The organism is Mycobacterium angelicum, assembly GCF_002086155.1.
GTDB classification, from domain to species: Bacteria; Actinomycetota; Actinomycetes; order Mycobacteriales; family Mycobacteriaceae; genus Mycobacterium; species Mycobacterium angelicum.
Genome location: NZ_MVHE01000030.1, coordinates 23,809 through 44,643, shown reverse-complemented (window position 1 = coordinate 44,643; position 20,835 = coordinate 23,809). Strand labels below are relative to the sequence as shown.

Annotated in this window: 8 protein-coding genes; 4 read left to right on the top strand and 4 right to left on the bottom strand. The window is 65.9% G+C overall.

Annotated features, from left to right (window positions below; translation table 11 throughout):
• The first annotated feature begins 32 nt into the window (after positions 1–32).
• The gene (locus BST12_RS17595) at positions 33–1,421 is read left to right on the top strand and encodes a SagB family peptide dehydrogenase (protein ID WP_245850388.1); all 1,389 of its coding nucleotides are present in this window, start codon (positions 33–35) and stop codon (positions 1,419–1,421) included.
• Here the strand turns inward: BST12_RS17595 and BST12_RS17590 are convergent.
• From BST12_RS17590 to BST12_RS17575, 4 genes are read right to left on the bottom strand one after another with little or no spacing between them, the layout of a single operon-like run.
• Positions 1,418–4,915, bottom strand: a complete 3,498-nt coding sequence (locus BST12_RS17590; RefSeq protein ID WP_083114424.1) for a non-ribosomal peptide synthetase — start codon at positions 4,913–4,915, stop codon at positions 1,418–1,420. The genes BST12_RS17595 and BST12_RS17590 overlap by 4 nt on opposite strands.
• Positions 4,916–4,928: 13 nt before the next feature.
• Positions 4,929–9,476 (bottom strand): non-ribosomal peptide synthetase, encoded by a 4,548-nt coding sequence (locus tag BST12_RS17585; protein WP_211281293.1) that lies wholly within the window; start codon positions 9,474–9,476, stop codon positions 4,929–4,931.
• 4 nt (positions 9,477–9,480) lie between these two features.
• Positions 9,481–14,535, bottom strand: a complete 5,055-nt coding sequence (locus tag BST12_RS17580) for a non-ribosomal peptide synthetase (RefSeq protein WP_083114412.1) — start codon at positions 14,533–14,535, stop codon at positions 9,481–9,483.
• A 30-nt stretch (positions 14,536–14,565) separates the two neighbouring features.
• Complete coding sequence (locus BST12_RS17575) at positions 14,566–15,504, bottom strand: methionyl-tRNA formyltransferase (protein WP_083114411.1); 939 nt, start codon at positions 15,502–15,504, stop codon at positions 14,566–14,568.
• A 195-nt stretch (positions 15,505–15,699) separates the two neighbouring features.
• Here BST12_RS17575 and BST12_RS17570 point away from each other — a divergent pair, with 195 nt between their 5' ends.
• Genes BST12_RS17570 through nbtC form a run of 3 tightly spaced genes read left to right on the top strand, consistent with a single transcriptional unit; the run spans position 15,700 to position 20,830 of the window.
• Positions 15,700–16,458, top strand: coding sequence for a thioesterase II family protein (locus tag BST12_RS17570; protein WP_083114410.1), 759 nt, complete (start codon positions 15,700–15,702; stop codon positions 16,456–16,458).
• A gap of 17 nt (positions 16,459–16,475) precedes the next feature.
• Positions 16,476–17,786 (top strand): beta-ketoacyl [acyl carrier protein] synthase domain-containing protein, encoded by a 1,311-nt coding sequence (locus tag BST12_RS17565; RefSeq protein ID WP_276030228.1) that lies wholly within the window; start codon positions 16,476–16,478, stop codon positions 17,784–17,786.
• Positions 17,783–20,830, top strand: a complete 3,048-nt coding sequence (gene nbtC / locus BST12_RS17560) for a nocobactin polyketide synthase NbtC (protein WP_170062142.1) — start codon at positions 17,783–17,785, stop codon at positions 20,828–20,830. The genes BST12_RS17565 and nbtC overlap by 4 nt, the downstream gene beginning before the upstream one ends.
• Positions 20,831–20,835 lie beyond the last annotated feature (5 nt).

Here is a 20,835-nt window from a genome sequence, read left to right as displayed (position 1 = left end):
GGCATGAATTTTTCAGCGGGAAGGTTTGCAGATTGTCCGGCAGCACCTACCCCGGCACCTACCCTGGCCAGACGAAATTCGCATTCCGGCCGGGCGTGACGTGTCTGATCACACCTGTTGCGGCAGTGCTGCTGAATCCGCCGCGCAGCCAGAAATTGACCCGATTGCCCGCTGTCCAACTCCGGGCACTCAAGACCCTCAATGCCGGTCCGGCGACACTGTCCGAGCTCGGCTCGCAGGCCGACGGCGACGACGTCGCCACCCTGATCGATCGCCTCGCCGGCGACGGCTGGCTGGCGGTAACGGTGCGCGACGGCGAGCGGGACCGGTACTCCATACAGCCGCACGGGCAACCGGCGCCGGCGCCGCAACCGTTAGCGGCGCAATCCGCGATGCTGTCGAAATTCGCTGTGCTCCATAGGGATTCGGATGATTTCGTGCTGGAGCATCCGTTGGCGTGGTGCGATCTGCGCATCCACGATTCGCAACTGCTGACGCTGCTGGACGGATCACCCGAAGCCGGCGCGGACACCAGGGGTCCCGTCGCGTCGCATTTCGTCGACGACCTGCATAGGTGCGGGTTCTGCGTTGCGGCCGGCGACGAAGAACGCAGCTTCGACACACTGAGCTGGAGCGCACCCGATCTGTGGTTTCACCGTCGCAGCACGCTGGGCGAACGTACCGTCACCTGGGATCATTTCGGTCCCACCAAATGGGCCAAGGAGCGGTTCCCGCAGCCGCCCGCCCGGCGGGAGGACTATCCGGGTACAGCGATCGCGCTGCCGATCCCCGACCTGAGCGCCAAACGGACAACGGATCCACCGCTCACCGTTGTTCTCGAAGACCGGGTTTCCACAAGAACTTTCGATGACGCCCACCCGATCACCATCGGGCAACTGGCCGAATTGCTTTACCGCACCGCACGCACGCGCTCCACGTATCCGATCGGCGAGGGCGAGGAGCTCTCGTCGCGGCCCTACCCGTCGAGCGGCGGCCTTTACGAACTCGAGCTGTACCTGGTGGTCCGCAACGTTGCCGGGCTGGCGCCGGGCATGCACCACTACGACTCCTTCGACCATGCTTTGCGCCCGGTGGCACCGGCGGATTCCAAGGCGGTAGCCCAGCTATTGAAACCGGCGGCGGCCACCCTCGCCGGAGGCGCCGAACCCCAAGTGCTGCTGGTTATTTCGGCGCGCTGGGGCCGTATCATGTGGACCTACGAACAGATGGCGTACGCCACCATCCTCAAGGACGTCGGCGTCCTGATGCAGACCATCTATCTGGCCGCAACGGCGATGGGACTGGGGGCATGTGCGCAGGGATTCGGTGACACCGCCGCGTTTGTCGCGGCCACCGGAGTCAATGAGCTGCAGGAGTGCAACGTCGGCAGCATGGTCGTCGGATCGCCGGCGCCGAACTAACCCTCGGCGAGCACTTCCTCGTCGGTCAACGCCGCGATGTCGAGGTAGTGGCGTGCGATGACGGCCAATCGCTGCGGTGTGCCACGCTGGTCTTCCCGGCTGGTAAGCCGTTCGGCAAGAGCCGCCACGGTGCGGGCGGCGAACAGGTCCGACACCAATGCGTGATCTAAGTCCAGCCAGTCGCGTACTCGGGCGATAACCGTGGTGGCCAACACCGAGTCGCCACCGTGGGCGAAGAAATCATCTTGCACGCCAATAGAATTCACGCCCAGCACCTCGGCGACGATGTCAGCGAGCGCGGCTTCCACATCATTGGCCGGGGCACTGTGCTGGGTTACCGCGGATGACGGTTCGAGCAACGCCGCAACGGCGCGGCGATCCAGCTTGCCGTTTGAGGTCAACGGAAATTCGCTCAAAAAGACTGTGCGAGTGGGCACCATGTAGCTCGGCAGCAGCTTTGCGGCCTCGGTTGCGATGTCGCCGGCCTCATCAGGGTTGCCCGTCAAGGCGGCAACCAGCTTGGGTGCGCCGTCGTCGGCGCCGGCGCCGACGACGGCCGCGACGGCTTGGCGCACCCCGGGCAGGGTACGAAGGGCGCTCTCCACTTCCCCGAGTTCCACCCGATACCCCCGGATCTGCACCTGGTTGTCGGCCCGGCCGAGGAACTCAATGGTGCCATCGGGCCAATACCTGGCCATGTCGCCGGTTTTGTACCAGCGCCTACCGTCGTGCTCGACGAAGCGCTGCGCCGTACGCTGCGGGTCGTTGCGGTAGCCCACCGCGACATTCGCCCCGCCCACCCACAATTCACCGGCAACCCAGTCAGGGCAATCGCGGCCCGCCGGCGAAACGACCCGGCACCGCACATTGCGCAAGGGAACGCCGAACGGCACGGTGGCCCAGTGGGCCGGTGGTTCTCCAACCACTTCACAAATTGTGCTGTGGATGGCGGTCTCGGTGGCGCCGCCAAGACCGGAGAACCGGCATCCTGGAACCTGTTTGGCCAGCCTCCGAGCCAGATCGGCGCCCACCCAGTCCCCACCGAGGACGACCGCACGCAGCGAATCGCCCAATTGGTCGCCGCCGAACTCCAACATCATGTCGAGCATGCTAGGCACACAATTGAGGATCGAAACACGATGGTGGGCAAGCAGTTCCACCCAGGTGGCGATGGCGACGCGCTCGCCGGCATCGACGACTACCAGCGAGCCACCCACTGAGAACATGGCAAAGATGTCGTAAACCGATAAGTCGAATTCGAGGGCGGACAGCGCAAGTGCGCGATCGGTGCTGTTGACGCCAAACCAGTCGTTGACAGAGTCAATGGTGTTCATCGCGGCGCGGTGCGTGACGTCGACACCCTTGGGCATACCGGTCGAACCCGAGGTGAAGATGACGTAGGCGATCTCGGCGGTATCGGGAAACACCGGCGCCGCCAACGGTTCGGAAAACCGGCGCGCCGCTTCGATGGAAAGACACTCGACCGCACCCAGCTGCGCACCCTCGACGGTCAGCGCCGCGGCGACCTGTGCGGTCTGCAGGATATTGGCGAGCCGCGCCTGCGGCTGGTCGAATCCGATCGGCACATAGGTTGCCCCGGCGGCGAGCACCCCCAGCACGGCCGGTACTTGATCCCGGCCCTTGGGCAGCTGGACCGCGACCGCATCGCCGGGCCGCACGCCGCCCGCCCGCAACGCGCCGGCCACCGCAAGGGACTGCTCGGCCAACTCGCCATAACTCCACGCACCCACGCCCTCGCCGAGCCCCCACGTCACCGCGGGCGCTTCGGGATTCAGCGCAGCGTGCTCGAAGAAGCCTTGATGTAGACACCGACGGCTGACCGGCCCCTCGGTCGCGTTGACGGCCGCACGGACCTGAGCCTGAGCGCTCGGTAGCCGCACCCCCGCCTCGGCATCCCAGCCGGCATCCCCCTCGGCCAGGCACTGGACCGTCTCGGTGAAGGTGGCGAACATCGCGTCGACGACACCGGCGGGAAACGCGGATTCGCGCACGTCCCAGTTGACCAGCAAGCCGCCCCGCAATTCGGTGACCTGCGCGTCCAGCAGCACTTGCGGTCCCTGCGAGATGATCCATACCGGTTCACCGAAGGTCTGGATCACGTTGTCGGCGAACAGCTCGCCCAGATCCAGCGCGCTGGTGAAGACGATGGGCGCCAGCACCGGTTCGCCGCGGTGGCGTCCCAGGTCACGCAGCACCTCGAGCCCGGAATACGCTGCGTGCGAACCGCTTTCGTACATACTGCGCTGGACCGCGCGGGCCCGGTCGGCTACCGAGACGTTCTCGCTGACGTCGACCTCGAGCAAGATCGACGACGTGAAGTCGCCGATTACCCGGTCGATGTCCGGATGGACCGCTTCGCGGTGGAACAACGGCACATTCAGCACAAACCTGGGCTGCGCCGACCAGCCGCCCACCGTATCGGCGAACACACCCGCCAAGGCGCCGGCCGGAGTGATTCCGCGGCGGTGGGCTCCGGCCACCAGCCGCTGCCTGGCCTCCGGTGCCAGCCAGTGCTGGTAGCGGACTGTGCGATACGGCGCCGCACGTTCGACCACCGGAACCGTCGGCAGTTCCGGGGCACCGGACATCTCGGGCAACCGTTGCTGCCACCACTGCCGGTCTCGTTCGCGTGCGGTGCCGTCGTCCCGGCGTTCGGTGCGGTAGCGCCGGTAACTGTATCCGGGTGGGGAAACCGGCGCGCCCGAATACAATTCGGCCAGTTCCGATACCAGCACGCGGTAGCTCATCGCGTCGCCCGCCAGCATGTCGATGTCCAGATGCAGCCGGCTGCGGTCCGCATCGAACAGGGTCAACGTGATGTCGATGACCTGCCCGTCTTCAATGGCCATGCGCTGGTGCGTTTTTCGGTCCCGCAAATCGGTCAATGCGGCTTCGGTGTCCTCGTGGCTGCGTCCCCGCAGATCGATCACCTCGAACACCGACCGTCCCGGTGCGGCCATGGTTTGTTGCGTCCCGTCGGGCAGGAATCGGGTCCGCAGCATCGGATGCGTGGCAATAAGGTCGGCCACCGCGCGCTCCAGCCGCGCCGGATCGGCGAGGTGGCCGTCGAATTCGACATAGAGATGGGCCGCGACGCCGCCGAGCTGTTGCTCGTCGGAGCGGCCCACCCAGTACGCGTGCTGCATGGTGGCCAGTGGGTACGGGGCTTCGTCGGCGGCCGGCGCCGCCACGGGCGCGGTGGGCTCGGCGCGTGTTGCGACGCTATCGTTCTGGTCGGCGTGCAGCAGGTGGTACCACGACGCGATGGTGGGGTTGGCGGCGAGCTGGGCGAAGGCGATGTCCGCGCCGCGCTTACGCCAGCCTCCGGCCAGCGTCATCATCAGAATGGAATTGAGGCCCAGCTGGATGAGATCGTCGTCGTCGGCGAGATCTGCTGGGGCACACCCGAGTTGAGTCGCGATGGTAGCTCTGATTTCGTCTCTGCTGATCCAGTCTTGGCCGTGCGGTTGCATCCCGAGTCCTTCCTCAAGCCGGGTTTCTGTCCAGGCCGCCGGCCAGTGCGGCAATGCCGCGCTGCCACAGTTGCATCATCTGGTCGATATCCGAGCTGGCGAACAGCGCATCGCTCCAGCGCCAGTTGCTGATCAGTTGGGTGCCCTCTGGTGTGTGGGCGACGAAGGCGCTGACGTTCAGCGCAAAACGAAGCGGTAAATCCGGCTCCGGTGCGTTCGGCAGTGCCGCAAGGTGGGCCCCACCGAGCAGTGACCACGGTTGGTCGCCGACAGCACCGAGATCCAGGCGACCCAAATAGCTGAACTGGATCTGCGGTTCGGCCCCCGTCTCCAGCTCGGGAAGCCGCGCGATGTAGTGCAGCAGGCCGTAGTCCAGTCCCTCGTTGGGCACTTCGCCGAGATGGGCGACCACCGAGTCCAGCAGGGTCCGTGCGGCCCGCGGGTCCTGCTCGGCCTGCGCAACGTCGAGCGCATCCGCGCCCACCCCGAATCGCGCCGGGAACGCGCTGGTGAACCAGCCGACGGTGTTGGTGGTATCGGTGTCCAGGGTGGCATCGGCGCGTCCGTGGCCTTCCAGCGCCAGCAGGGTGCCCGCTGCCGGATCCTGTCCGCGCAGACGGCGCCAACTCGCCATAACCATTGTTGTTGCGGCCAAAAGGAATTCACGCACCCCCTCGTCTCTGGCGACGCTGGCCAAAACGAGCGCAGTGACGTCGGCCGGTGTGACCGTCTGGGTGACCCGCAGGGTGGACCAGGTGTCCTGGGCGGGATCCGGATAGCGCGTGCCCAATGCGGCATCGGGTGCGCCGACCTGCGCCACCCAGTACTCCTGCTGAACCCGCACCTCCGGCTCGTTGGCACGTTGCCAGATCAGCTCACACCACCGGCGGTAAGAGGTGAACTCCGGCAACATCTTAGGTGCCGTCCCCGCCTGCACACAGCGCCACGCCTCGGCGATGTCACCGAGCATGATGTGCCACGACACCACGTCCACCGTCAGGTGGTGCGCGGTGAGCAGCAACACATCTCCGTGTTCGGCTCCACAGAACCAGACGGCCCGCAACACCGCACCCCGGTAGGGGTCGATCTCGTCCATCACTTCGGGCGCCGAACGCCGTATGGCGCAGATCAATTCGGTCTCGTCGGCAGTCGACAGTTCCACTCGGCTCAACACGTCAGCCGCACTGACCACGCCGGGCTCACGGGTCACCAGCCTCGGCCCTGCGGGGGTGTCGGTCAGCACCGATCGCAGGGTGTCGTGCCCGTCGAGGAGCAATTGCAGCATCAACTCGATAGCCGAGCGGTCGATATCAGACGGCAGCCGGAGCAGCACGGTGTGGGTGAAGCGGCGGAAGTTCCCGTGCTGGTACAGCCAGGAGACCATGGGAAGCGGTGGCACTTCACCGTATTCGGCGATCGCGACGCCGGCATCCGACTCGCGCCCCTCGTCGACCGCGGCGGCGAGTTGACGAATGGTCGCGGCACTGAACACCATCCGCGGGCTCAGCGTCAGACCACGCCGGCGCGCCTTGTGCACCAACGAGATCGCCACGATGCTGTCCAGACCGAATGTGAAGAAGTCGTCGTCAAGGTGTGGGACCACGCCATTGAACTGCTCCTCGAACAGCTCGCACAGCACCCGTTCGGTCTCGTTGGACGCCAGCGCCTCGCCCGCAGCCGCGGACAGCGCGCCGGCGGCCAGCCGATCCAATGCGTGCCCGTCCAGTTTTCCGTTGGCGTTCACCGGCAGCGCATCCAGCGCCACGATCCGGGCCGGCACCATGTAGGACGGCAGCCGTTCGGTGAGCTCGGTACGCAGATAGGCCGGGTCGGCGTTCGTATTCTCCTGCCACACAACAAAACCCACCAAAGTGGTGCCGTTCTCCCGGCGCAGCACGGATACTGCCGCGTCGTGAACACCGGGCCGGCCGCGCAAGGCGGCCTCGATTTCACCGACTTCCACCCGGTAGCCGCGAATCTTGACTTGGGTGTCCTCACGGCCCAGATATGCGTACCCGCCGTGCCCCAGTCTGCGCACCAAATCACCGGTGCGGTACATGCGCTGGCCGGGCCGCAGCGGATCGGCCACGAAGCGAGCGGCGGTCATCCCCGATTGGCCGACGTACCCGCGGGCGAGCTGTGCGGCGGACAGATAGAGTTCACCGACCACACCGTTGGGCACCATCCGCAACGCCGAATCCAGTACGTAACCGAAGGTTCCGGCGTTGGCCGTGCCGATCGTCGGGGCCGGGTAGTCATGAACGGGGGCCACCACCGCCTCGACCGTCATCTCGGTCGGCCCGTAGCAGTTGTACACGGAGGTCGACGGCAATGCCCGCAACTGGTCCCACAGCACGCTGTTGATGGCCTCGCCGCCCAGGGCCAGCACCGCAAGCTCGTGGTCCAACAGCCCGGCGGCGCGCAGCTGGACGAACATCGAGGGCGTGGTGTCGATCATGTCGATCCGGTTTGCGGCCATGCCCTTTACCAGTCGATCCGCATCACGCATCTCTTCGGCGTCGAACAGATGCAGCGCGTGGCCGTCGAGCAGGCCGATCATCGGCTGCCAGGAGGCGTCGAAGCTCAACGACCAGGCGTGGGCGATCCGCAGCGGGCGGCCCAGCCGCGCCATGGCCGGCCGGTACACGCGTTCCCGGTGGTCGGCGAAATAGCTGAGCAGTGCGGCGTTGGTGCCGACGACACCCTTGGGTTCACCGGTCGAGCCGGAGGTGAAGATGATGTACGCACTATGCCGAGGGTCTCGGTGCGTCCTCGGCGCTAGGGCCGAATTAGAGACCGAATTAGAGGCCGAATTAGTGCCGGCCACAGCGGGATCCAACTTCGGAATGCGCGTACCCACCAAGTCGGCGCCGCCGTCCCCGACGACCGCCAGTATCGGATTCGCCTGGCGAAGAATGGATTCGATCCGCGCGGCGGGCAGGGTGACGTCGATCGGCAGGTATGCCCCGCCCGCGGCCAGCACGGCCAGGATCGCGACGATCGACTGGCTCGAGCGCGGCAATGCCAGAGCTACCACCGTTTCCGGCCCCACGCCCCGGGCGGCCAGCGCACTCGCCAATCGGCATGCCGCGGCATGTAATTCGGCGTAGGTGTAGCGCTCACCATCGCCCGCGGTGAGGGCGTCGGCGTCCGGGGTGGCGCGGACCTGCCGCTCGAACAGCTCCCACACCGTGACCTCGAGAATCGGCACGGATCGCGCACCAAGACCGGCGAATTCGGCACGCTCTGCCGTGGTCAACACATCTAGCGCATCGGGGGTTCGATCGCCGATGTCGGGGAGCTGACGCAGCACCGCGACCACTCGCTCGCAGATCTGCGCGGCGGGGAGATGGGGCACCGCCGCGCAAATCGCTTCCGCCACCACCACCAGCGCGTCGTTCTTCAAGTGCGAGACGACGGTCAACGGGTAGTGCGTCAGACTTTCTCCGGCAATGGGAGTGAAGCGGGCACCGTCTGGAGTGGTCACCGGATGAATCGCGTCCTCGATCGGTGCGTTCTCGAACACGAACATGCTGTCGAACAGGGCGCCGCCGCCGTGTGCACGCTGTAGCTCCGACAAGCTCAGGTAGCCGATGTCACGCATCGCCGACGACTCACGCTGCAGCGCGACACACTGTTCGACTACCGGTGCGGCGGCGCTGACGTAGTGCACCACCGGCACGCTGTTGATGAACATCCCGACCATCGTCTCGATGCCGGGCACGTTCTCCGGACGGCCCGACACGACGGTGCCGAAGACGACGTCGCGACGGTCGGTGAGCCTGCTGAGCACGACGATCCAGGCGAACAGCACCGCGGTGTTGAGGGTGAGTCCGTTGCGTCCGGCCCATTGCCGAAGCCGAGCGGTCTCGCCGGCAGGCAGCAGCGACTGTGCCTGCTCCGGAACGCCGCCGGCCGCGGCGGACGTGCCCTCGGCCACCATGAGCGGCGCGGTCACGCCCTTGAGGTAGTCGGTCCACTTGGCAACCGCCGCCGCCCTGTCTTGGCCAGCCAACCAGGCGATGTAGTCGCGGTACGGACGCGCAGCGGGTAGCCCGTCGAGTGCTCCCCCGGCCCGATATACCGCGAGCATCTCGGTGAAGAAGACGCCGAGTCCCCAGCCGTCGACCAGGATGTGATGCGCGGTGAAGATCATCCGCCATCTCGCCTCGCCGGGCACGCTGAGCACGACCACACGCATCGCCGGGCCTCTGCTCAAATCGAACGGACGATGCCGCTCTGATCGTGCGATGGCGTCGAATTCCGTTGGCGTCGCTACGCGTTCGGACCAGGGCAGCTCGGCATACGCCGGCACGATCTGGACGGGTTTGGGCACATCGCGATCCCAGAACGCCGCCCGCAGGTTCGGGTGCCGGTCGAGCATGGCTTGGGCACTTCTGTGCAGCAGCTCGACATCGAGCGGACCGTCGATGTCGGCGACGAACTGCATGGTGTAGATGTCGAAGCTGCCCTCGGCCAATCGGTACAGGGCAAACAGACCTTCCTGCAGCGGGGTAAGCGCGAGAACGTCCTCGATCTGTGCCGGAGCTGTGGTCACCATTGCCTCACGATTGGCTGTGCCAGGACGCGCTGAGCGCCGCCAGCGCATCGGCGTCCAGACCCGAGGCACTCATCGGCTCGGCCTGCGGTGCGGACATCGAATCGCCTTCGGCCACAGGGTGGTTGGTGGCCGTGTCCACCGCGGCGGCGAGTTCTGCGATCGTCAGGTGCTCGAAGACCATGACCGGAGTCAGCGCCAGCCCCCGCTCGCCCGCGCGTGCCGCCCATTGAACCGAGATGATGCTGTCGCCGCCGAGTGCGAAGAAGTTGTCCTCCCGGTCGACGTCGGTGATGTCGAGCAGCTCCTCGAGCAACTCGATGAGCGCCCGCTCGGTTTCCGCCGAACCTGCTCCGGCCGGCAGCGATGGCTGCCTGGCTGCCGGGATCGCCGGTGCAAGCAGCCTTTCCATCGCGGCAGCGGGCAGCAACTGCAGCGCCGAGATGCGCAGGTCCGGCGTCAGCGCATAGGCGTCGAACGCGGCCTCGAGCGCATCGGCGATGAGCGCGACCGTTTCGCGGCTATACAGATCGGCGTTGGCGACCAGACGCGCTTCGAGGTCCCCGTCGGGCAGCACGTCCATGCTCAATTCCAGATCCAGTAGCGAGATCTCGAACTCCATCGGGACGGGAACCACCGTGGTTCGGCCGGTCTGGGTGAGCCGGCGCGGCTGGCGCGCCCAGTCCCGCGGACCACGTAGGTGGATCGAACTCTGAAAGAAGGGGTGATTTCGCGATGTCGAGCGTCGCGGATTGAGAGACTCGACCAAGCGGTCGATGGGAAACTCCTGGTGCGCCAACGCATCCAGGACCGTGCTGCGGCAGCGCACTACCATGGTTCGCAGACTCGGATCCTCCGACAGGTCATTGCGTAGCACCACCACGTTGGCGAACGGACCAGTGACGCGTGCAGTGGCGGCTTCCACCCGAGCCGCGACCGGACTGCCGATGGCAATGTCACTCCCCGCGCCCAGCTTGTGCAACACCACCGCCAGTGCGGCCTGATACACCATGAACTCGCTGGCCCCTAATTGCCCGGCAAACTGCGCAAGGGCCGCGCGTCGCTCGGCCGGCACGACGAATGACGCTATCTCCGGGCGGCTGCCCAGAATCGGTGGCCGCGAATAGTCGGCACCCATCGAGATCTCGTCGGGCAGCCCGGCCAACACGTCACGCCAATGCGCAAGCTCGGCCTGCCCCCACGGGCCATCGAACGCATTCTGTTGCCACACAGCATGATCGACGAACTGCAGTGGCAACGCATCCCACCCCGGCGCCTGTCCGCCCGCCCGGGCGCGATAAGCGCCGACGAGATCCTCGAAGATAACGCCCAGCGAAGTGTGGTCGGTAACGATGTGGTGGATCAGCAGTAGCAGCAGGTGGTTTTCCGGATCCACCATCAGCAGCGTCGGCCTGATCAACGGCTCGGAATCCAGCGCGAAGGCATACCTGCGCAGCTCGGCCACCGCCTCGTCAACTTGGTCAGCGGCGACCCGCGAGACCGGGAGGTCGACCGATAGGTCGGGCCGCACGCGCTGATACGGAAACCCTTCGTGCTCAGGGAAAGTCGTCCGCAGTGCCTCGTGCCTGGCCACCACGTCGTTGAGGGCCGCGGCAAGTGCGGTGGTGTCGAGAGGGCCGCTGAACCGGAGTGAAAGCGCCAGGTTGAAGAACACACTGGTGCCCCGCATCCGGTGCTGGAACCACATGGCCAGCTGCGAGTAGGACAACGGCGGCCGCTGCGGACGAACCGTCTGGCCCTGGTCCGGGCGTGTCGACGCCGGCGCCTGCGCGTCGCCGGCACCCCCGTCGACGGGCTCTTCGAATTCCAGCTCGTCGAGATCGATGTCGAACTCGGCCCGCACCTGCTCAACCAGCACCGCCGCCAGTCCGGCGGGAGTCGGGGCATCGAAGACGGTGCGGACGTCCAGTGCCATCCCGAATTCGGCGCGGATCTGCGCGATCAGCCGGGCCGCGAGCAGCGAATGGCCGCCCAGCCCGAAGAAGGAGTCTTCGGCTCCCACTTTCTCCCGGCCGAACAACCGGGCGAAAATCGCGCACATCCGTTGTTCGGTGGCTGTCACCGGTTCCCGGTATTGATGCGCCGCGATATGGGTCGGCGCGGGCAGTGCGCGCCGGTCCAGCTTTCCGCTCACCGTCAGCGGGATTTCGGGGATCACCGCGTACGCCCCGGGCACCATGTAATCCGGCAACACCGACGCGGCGTGTCCGCGGATCTCGTCGAGTTCCAGTTCCGTGAAGGCGGTTTCGGCGTTCGTGACGGGCACGATGTAAGCGGCGAGTATGGGTCCGGCCGCGGTGTCTTCCGGGACGACGAGACAGTGCGCGACCGCCGGATGCATCGCGATCACGGATTCGATTTCGCCCGGCTCGATCCGGTAGCCGCGGATCTTGACCTGTTCGTCGGCTCGACCGACGAATTCCAGCTCACCAGAGACGTTGCGGCGCACCAGGTCTCCGGTCCGGTATAGCCGCATGCCAGGAAGGAATGGGTCGGCGATGAATCGCTGTGCGGTCAGCGCCGGGCGGCCCAGGTAGCCGCGCGCCAACTGAGCGCCACCCAGATACAGCTCACCGATCACTTCCGCGGGTACCGGCTGCAGCTCCTGATCCAGCACATAGGCATAGACGTTGCGGTTCGGCACGCCGATCGGTACCACCCGCGAGCCGTGCGAGCCCGTTACCGACATGTGGGTGGAGCACACGACGGCCTCGGTCGGGCCGTAGTGATTACGCAACTTCGCGTCGAAATAGCCGGAGAACTTGTCGGCGATCTCTCCGGGCAGCGCTTCGCCACCCACCGGCACGTGCCGCAGCTGCCGCCATTCTTTGACTTGCGGCAGCATCAGCAGAGTGCTCAGCATCGACGGGACCATGTGGAGCACGGTGACCTCGTGGCGGCTGATCAGATCGGCCAGATAGGCGATGTCACTGAACACTCCGCCTTTGCCCGCTTTGGGCACAATCAGCTGCGCCCCAAGCGATAACGTGACGAAGATGTCCAACAGCGAGGCATCGAAGCTCACCGACGACGATTGCAGCAACCGGTCCTCGGCGGTCATGCTCCACTCGGCGGTGAAGCCCTCGACGTGTTCGGCGATCGCCTGGTGTGAGACCGCCACGCCCTTGGGCTGGCCAGTGGACCCTGAGGTGTAGATGACATAGGCCAATTGCTCGGGACGCAACGGGGATAGCCGATCGGAGTCGGTGAGCGCGCCATCCGAGAGCTGCGCGGCGCTTCGTTCGGCGGCATCGAGTTCGTGGTGGCCGAGAACCGCCTTCGGCCGGGCGTCGCTAACGAGGTATTCGATGCGATCGCCGGGGTACGCCGGGTCGATCGGCAGGTAGGCCGCGCCTGCCTTGAGTACGGCGAGCATCGCGACGATGAACTCGATCGACGTGCTCATGCGCAGGCCGATGATGTCGTCGGCACCGAAGCCCTGTCCGATCAACCAGCGCGCCAAACGGTTTGCGCGACCGTGCAATTCGGCATAGGTCAGCTCGGTCGTCTCGGAGACCAGCGCGACCGCGTCGGGCGCGCCGGCGGCGGCGGCTTCGAGCAGCGCCACCATGGTGGTGGGCGAAGCGGCGACGAGTTCGCCATGCGACTGCGCCAGAACGCTTTTCCGCTCGCCGGCGCCCAGCATGTCCAGGTTGACGAGACGATGTTGGGGGTCGGCCAGCGCGCTGTCGAGTAGCTGTAAGTAATGCGTCCGCATTTGATCGGCGAGTTCGCCGCTCAGCACGTCGATCTGGTGATCGAATTCGACGAATGCACCCTCGGGTTCCACCACGATCGCAAGCGCAAGCGGAAGGTCCGCGGTTACCGCGCCCAATCGCAGCTGGCGCACGGTGATGCCGTCCAACGCGAAGCCGTTGGCGCTCTTGCGCATACTGAAGCCCAGCCGGACGAGCTCGTCCATGCCGTCGTGGCCCATTCGCTCCGGGTTGATCTCGCGTATCACCCGATCGATGCCGACCGACTGATGGGCGAAGCCGTCGAGGCAGATTTCGCGCACCCCTGCGACGAACGAGGTGAAGGTGTCCCCGGATCGCGTGGTGATCCGCAGCAACAGCGTATTGCCGAAATAGCCGATTGCGCCGTCGGCCGCGGCGCTGCGCTCGGTCACCGGCACGGAGACGAGGAAATCCGTTGCGCCGGTGTAGCGGCGCACCAGCACCCCGAAGGCAGCCAGCAGCACCATCAACGGTGAGGCCGAACTAGCGCGGGCGAAATCCTCGACGCGGCGATAAAGCTCGGCGGGCAGCGCATGCGTGCGCCGTTCGGAGCGCCTGGACGGATGCGCGGCCCGCGCACCCGGGAGCTCCAGCGGTTCGGGTGGCGGACGCAACCGGTCAGCCCAGTAGCCGACGTCGGAGATGCTGGGCTCCACCGCGCTTTCCATCACCTCGACCGCGACGAATTGCGGAGCCGGTGCACTCAGATCCTGACCGTTGTACGCGGCGCTGAGCTCGCCGAAGAATACCTCCCAGCATTCTTCGTCCCACGCGATGTGATGCACCACCAGAAGCAGCACGAATTCGCCTGCGCCGGTGCGGATCAGCGTAACGCGCAACGGGAGTTCGCTGGTGAGATTGACCGGTTTGCCGAACTCCTCGCGCGCCAGCGACTCGATTCGCAGATTCCGCCCGAGTTCGGGCCATTCGGTCAAATCATTTGTATTCCAAATGATTTCGGCATCATCGCTATAAATCTGATAGGGCTCACCCTCGCTGTCTACGCCATAGGTGGTACGCAAAACGGCGTGGCGCTCGACGAAAGCACCGAAAGCGGCTCGTAGCCGTGCCTCGTCCAGGGCACCGGTCAACTGATAGGCAACACAGATGTTCAGGGTTGCGTCCGCCGGGTCCATCGTCTGCAGGAACCACATCCGGCGCTGGCCTGCCGACAGCGGGTAACGCTCACCGGCGCGCACCCTTGGCATCGACACCGTTTGCTTTGCCGCTAAGCCGCTTTCGGCGATGCGTCGACGCAGCAACTCGCGACGGCGTTCCTGCACGGTCCTCGCGTCGTCAATCATCGCTTGTCTTCACTCCTAAGGTTCGCCGGTTCAACTCTGGCTGGTCAAATAGCCGCCGCGCAGAAAGAACTGGTCTCCGCGATGCTCGACGCCGTCGGCGGTACGGATGCGAAGAATCACCAGCGCATGGTTACCGCCGCGATAGGTTTGCGGCCCGGACACCACCGCACCGCCCCCTTCCTGCACGATCACCCGGCCCGGCGTGCCACCGTAACGGGCCTGCGACACCACCGCTTCAAGCACCTCGATGCGTTCGCCTCGGTAATACGCGAACGCTCGAGGGTAGGGGTCAGATAGTGCCCGCACGAAACGTTCGAGATCTTCGGCCGGCCAATTCCAATCGATCAGGCTGTCGCGTTGCGCACGCTTGTGGAAGTAGGTCCGTTCGGCCTTGTTCTGCGGCCGCCAGACCGCCGTTCCGGTTTCCAGGGCGTGCAGCGCATCCCGCAACGCACCGGGAATCAACTCCATCCCTTGCTCGACCAACTCGGTGCCGGTCGCGCTGGGTCCGATCGGCAGGCGCCGCTGAACCAAAATGTCTCCGGTGTCCAGGCCGTCGTCCATGCGGTGGATGGTCAACCCGAATTCGGTCTCGCCGCTGATCAGCGCCCACAACACCGGAGAGAAGCCGGTGAATTTCGGCAGCAGCGAATCATGCAGGTTCAGCGTGCCGTGTGGCGGCAGGTTGTACAGCTCCGGCGGCATCCAGGTATACCAGCTGTTGACGACGATGACATCGGGTTCCGACCGCTTGACTACGTCGATGGTGGCGGAGTCCACACGTTCGGTGATATGCACCGCGATACCGCGCTCGAGCGCAAGCTCCTCAACCGATGCCGAGAAGATGGCTTTGTAGGACTGTTCACTGGCCGGGTGGGTGACCGCGAGCACCACCTCATGATTCAGGTCGAGCAACGCTTGCAGGGTCTTCCGTCCCCAAGTTTGGAAACCGAACGAGACGACGCGCATCAGGCAGTGACCCCTTAATTTCGACGGTTGACCACGCTGGACCGGGCGGCCGGCCCTCGCCGGCGCGGTACCGGTCCCTAGTCCAGCAGATTATGTTAGCCTTCGCTAAGTTGCATAGCTTTTGCGGCTGTTGCGGCGCCTGCTGAGCTGATGCCGGCACATACGGGCCACTGGGAAATCGAAAGGTATCTGTGCATGCGGCGCCCACTGGGGTGGATCAGGGAGTTCCACAAACCCGATTCGCCCGACAACCCGCTTCTGCTGGTCTTTCCGCATGCCGGGGCCGGCGCGTCGGCCTATCGCAACCTGTCCAAAGTCTTGAGTAAGAAGTTCACCGTCCTCGTTTTCCAGTTTCCCGGCCGCCAGGACCGCGCCGCCGAAACGCCGCTCACTGAGTTGCCCGCGATCGCCGAAGGAGCACTCGCGGAGTTCGCGGACTCGCCCCACAATCGCGGGCTTCCGCTCTTCGCGTTCGGCCACAGCATGGGCGGTTGGGTGGCCTTCGAGTTCGTCCGGCTCGCCGAGGCCCGGGGAATCAAAGTCGGGCGACTGAATGTCTCGGCGTCGGTGGCCCCGAGCAATTCGTCGGCTAAACCACCGCACCCAAAGGATGACGACGAAATCCTGGATTATCTGGCAGCGCTGGAAGGCACCACCGCGGATGTGTTCAGCAACCGCGAGCTGATGAAGCTGGCACTTCCGGTGATCAAGGCCGACTATCACGCCTGTGACACCTACTTGTGCGACGAGGACGTCAAGATAGCCGCGCCCATTCTGGCGCTCGGCGGCGACGAAGACCCGATCGTCACCCTGGCCGATCTCTACGGCTGGGGCAAACACACCAGCGCCCTCGAAGTCACCATGTTCGACGGCGGACACTTCTACTTGAACGATCACCTCGACGCCGTTGCCGACTTGGTCGCGTCCTACGCGCGCTGCGGGCAAACAGCGTGAGCAGATACGGTGCCACGCTGGCGCCATCCAGCGATCCGATCGTCATTTCCGGGATGGCCGTCGAAGCTCCGGGCGGAATCGGCACGCCGGCGCAATTGTGGTCGGCGCTCGCCGAATCGCGGGAGTTGCTCTCACCGTTCCCCCGGGACCGCAACTGGCCGGTCGACGACCTGCTGTCGGTTTCGGAGTTGGACGGCTGGGGACAGGTGCCCGATGCGGGCGGATTCATGGACAGCGCAACGGTATTCGACCCACACTTCTTCGGCATCACCCCCCGCGAGGCCCTCGTGATGCACCCCCAGCAACGCGTTGCGATGCGAGTGGCGTGGCAGGCGCTGGAAAACGCCGGCGTCAACCCGGGCGGGGTCGAGGGCGAGGAGGCCGGCTGTTTCATCGGAATGTCCATGTCGGAGTACGGAACCCGCGCCGCGGTGGCCGATGCCTATACCGGTCACCGAACCGTCGGCATGGGTCAACTTGGCGGCGCCGGCCGCATCTCGCACTTCCTGGGACTGACCGGCCCATCGATATCGGTTGATACCGCGTGCGCGTCGTCGCTGACCGCACTGCACCTGGCCGCCACCGCAATTGCGCTGGACGAGTGCGAATGGGCCATCGCCGGCGGCGTATGTGTTCTCGGTGCACCGTCGGCCTTCTATGAATTCGCCCGGCTCAATGCCCTTTCCGACGACGGGCACTGCCGCGCCTACTCCGACGACGCGACCGGCACGGTCTGGGGCGAGGGCGCCGGAGCGGTGCTGGTCGAACGTGAGTCACGAGCCCGGCGACTGGGACACCGAATCCTGGGCCGAATCCTGGCCATTCGCACCAACCACAACGGCAAAGGCAAGCCGATTCTGGTGCCCCGCATCCGCGCGCAGGAACAACTGGTCCGCAAGACACTCGAGGTGGCCGAAATCGACCCGGCGGACGTGGGCATGATCGAAGGACACGGCACCGCAACCCTTGCCGGCGACCCAATGGAATTGGTGGCGCTGTTCAAGACGTACGGCGCCGGCGGATCCGAAGCGCTACTGGGATCGATCAAGTCCAACGCCGGCCATTCCCAAGCCGCATCCGGAATGCTCGGGCTGATAAAACTACTGCTCGCCGGTCAACACGGCCACATCCCGCCAACTCTGTTCTCGGACAACCCAACCAAGAAGCTCGACTGGGATCTGACCGGCCTACGGCTGGCCACCAAGCTGCACCCCTGGGAACCCAAAAACGGGATCCGCTACGGCGCCGCCTCGTCGTTCGGCGCGGGCGGCGCCAATGCGCACGCGATCATTGCCATGCCCGCCGGTTCCGAGGAGCGAGTCGAGTGACAGTTACCTACCGGCTCCCCGACGGCACTATCCCGGTGCTGCTGTCGTCGGACAACGCCGAACTGGTGCGCAACGAGGCCGCGGCCGTACTTTCCTACGCCGCCGGCCATCCCGAGGCCACCGCCCAGGCCATCGCGACAATGTTGTTCCGCACGCGGGTCGCCCGCCGGTACCGCGCCCTGGCCATGGTGGCTGGCCACGAGGACTTGATCAGCGCCCTGCAAGCGGTTGCCGACGAGCGAGACCACCCCTCGGTGGTGCGCACCGGCAGCGCAGCCACCGCCCGCCGGCACGCTTGCGTGTTTCCCGGCCAGGGCAGCCAGCGGCCCGGGATGGGCCGGCTCTATTACGAGTCGGTTCCGGCCTTCCGGACCGAGGTGGATCGCTGCGCCGACGAGTTCCAGACACAGCTCGGCGGTTCGCCACTGACTTACCTTCTCGACGAACAACTTTCGGCGCCGGACAGTGCCAGCATCGTTCAGCCGGCATTGTTCACCCAGATGGCCGGCCTGGCCGCAATGTGGCGGTCGTTCGGTCTGCGGCCACACGTCACCGTCGGGCACAGCCAGGGTGAAATCGCAGCCGCCTACATAGCCGGCAAGATCACCCTGCCGGATGCGGTGCGCGTCGTCGGAATCCGGGCACGTGCGGCCGACGAGTTCGACGCGGGCGACTACGCGATGGCCGTCGTCGCCGCCGACCGCGACACCTGTGAGGACCTGCTCGCGCGAGGCGCGGGCTGGGCCGAGCTCTCGGTGGTCAATTCCCCCGGCATGACCGGGATCTCAGGTGACCGGGACACGGTGCAGGGCATCGTGGACATCCTCACCGAGCGCGGCACGTTCGCCCGCGTCATTCGCGTCCGGTATCCCGCGCATACCAGTCTGATCCAAGGACTCGGCGACAAGGTGTGCGGCGCGATCGCACGCGAGCTGGAGAACCCGAAGTTTCTGGACTCCGATATCGACTGCCTCGGCGCAACCCTCGGCGGTCCCCTGACCGGCGACCTGCCAGTCGACCAGTACTGGTTTTGGAACCTGCGCAACACCGTTCGGTTCGATAAGGCGATCGCGGCCGCCATTCCGCTGGGCGTCGACACCTTCGTCGAGCTGGCCGAGCATCCGACACTGCAGCTGGCGATCGAAGAGAATCTCGCCGGCTTGGCGGACTTACCCGAGACCCTGGTGGTCGGCACATCCAGCCGGACGGCCGGCGATCTGGGTGAGCTCAGCCGCAACCTCGCGCAGCTTGCGGTGCATGACCTGGAATACCCGTGGGACTGCCTGCGAACGGAGTCCGACGGACCGGCGCCGCTGCCGTTGCCGGACTTCCCCAACACGGTGCTGAACGAAATCAAGCTCTGGGCCCCCTACGAGCAGGGCGGGCAGCGCCGTGGCCGTACCGAATTCGCCGAGCCCTGCGTGTCGGCGCCGGACTCCACCGAAGTTTTGACGAGGCCACGGCTCCTCACCGAGGAATGGGTGAGGTTGCAGCAACGCTCGCTGGTAGCGCCGCGCGCGCTGGGGATCATCGATCACACCACGGCGTGCGCGGAGCTGGCCGATGCGCTTTGCGCAGCGGCCAGCCAACTCGGCGCCACGGCCAAGCTCGTCGACCCCCAAAACAGCAGCGCCGGCAGCGATCTGGACACCTACGTCATACTTCTTCCGCAATCACCGCACCTGGACACCGCCGCGGCGGCGAACGAGGTCGCGACGTTCTTCGCCGACCGAGCCTGGTGGCCTGGAGTTACCGACGCGGTGACCGACTGCTGGCTGGTGACGGTGCGCAGTGAGGCGGTGCTCGCCGACGACGGCCCGCCGGATCTGGTGCACGCGGCGGCCAGCGCGGGCTTCCGCAGCATCGGCGCGCAGTATCCGGGCGTGCGATTCCGGCACCTCGATCTGCCGCCCGGCCCGGCGACCGAGTTCGCGCCCAAAATCGTTGCGGCCCTGCACACTCGCGGTGAATCCGAGCTGGCACTACGTGGCGGTGGCCTGTATGTAAAGCGGGTCTCCGAGCGGCAAGCCGCGCCATCCCCCGATGCTCAACATCCCGAACATGTGCTCATCATCGGCGGGACCGGCAAGCTCGGGCTCGAATTCTGCGAGCACTTCGCAAGCCGCGGCACCCCGCGCATCACCCTGGTGAATCGATCGGGAGAAAGCCCAGCCGTCGCGGATCGACTGCAGCGGCTCCGTTCGGACACGGCGACCCAGATCCGGGTGGCCCAATGCGATCTCAGCGACCAGGCCACGGTAGCCGAACTGGCGCGGCAACACCAAGACACGCCGGCGGATCTGATAATTCATGCCGCCGTGGCCTATTCGGGTGTCGAACTGGACGACATCACCGCCGCACACGTCGATCAGGCCCTGCAAGCCAAAGTCGTCGGCATCGCGCGCATGCTGGAAACCTTCCCCCGCACCGACGACGCCCGGGTGATTCTCTGCTCCTCGATTTCGGCGACCGTCGGCGGTCGCGGCCTGGCCCTCTACGCCGCCGCCAACCGGATGCTCGACGCCATGGCCCACCGACTGAAATCCGTAGGCGTGGAGTGCGTTTCGGTGCAGTGGGGACACTGGAAGGTCCATCTCGACGACTCCGGCCTCGCGATGCTGGGCGGCCTCGGCGTCGTTCCCATGCGGCCCGCCGACGCACTGGCCGTCGACGTGACCTGCCTTGGCGAGAACGCGATCGTCGCCTCGTTCGATTTGGACCGGGCCCGCGCCGTGCTCGAAACCTGTGGCCGCGAAACACTATTGGCGCAACTGAATTCGGCGGCCGTCCCCGCTGCCGATTCGGGCCCCGCCGCGGCGGCGAGCGTGCCGCACCGATTGGTGCGGCTACTGGCCCAGGCCATCGGTGTCGAGGGCATTCAGGCGATCGACACCACGGTGCCCATGGTTGCCATCGGCCTGGATTCCCTGCAGGCCTTGGAGTTTCGCCGTCAGGTCAAAATCGAGTTCGACCACGATCTGGAGGTGGCCGATCTGCTCGGCGGTGCGTCGGTGGCAGACGTGCTGGCCAAGCTGGACGCTTAGGCCGG

Excerpts from the sequence above, each read along its gene's own strand:
- BST12_RS17590 (WP_083114424.1), bottom strand. The coding sequence starts at position 4,915 with ATGCAACCGCACGGCCAAGACTGGATCAGCAGAGACGAAATCAGAGCT.
- BST12_RS17580 (WP_083114412.1), bottom strand. The coding sequence starts at position 14,535 with ATGATTGACGACGCGAGGACCGTGCAGGAACGCCGTCGCGAGTTGCTG.
- BST12_RS17570 (WP_083114410.1), top strand. The coding sequence starts at position 15,700 with ATGCGGCGCCCACTGGGGTGGATCAGGGAGTTCCACAAACCCGATTCG.
- BST12_RS17575 (WP_083114411.1), bottom strand. The coding sequence starts at position 15,504 with ATGCGCGTCGTCTCGTTCGGTTTCCAAACTTGGGGACGGAAGACCCTG.
- BST12_RS17585 (WP_211281293.1), bottom strand. The coding sequence starts at position 9,476 with ATGGTGACCACAGCTCCGGCACAGATCGAGGACGTTCTCGCGCTTACC.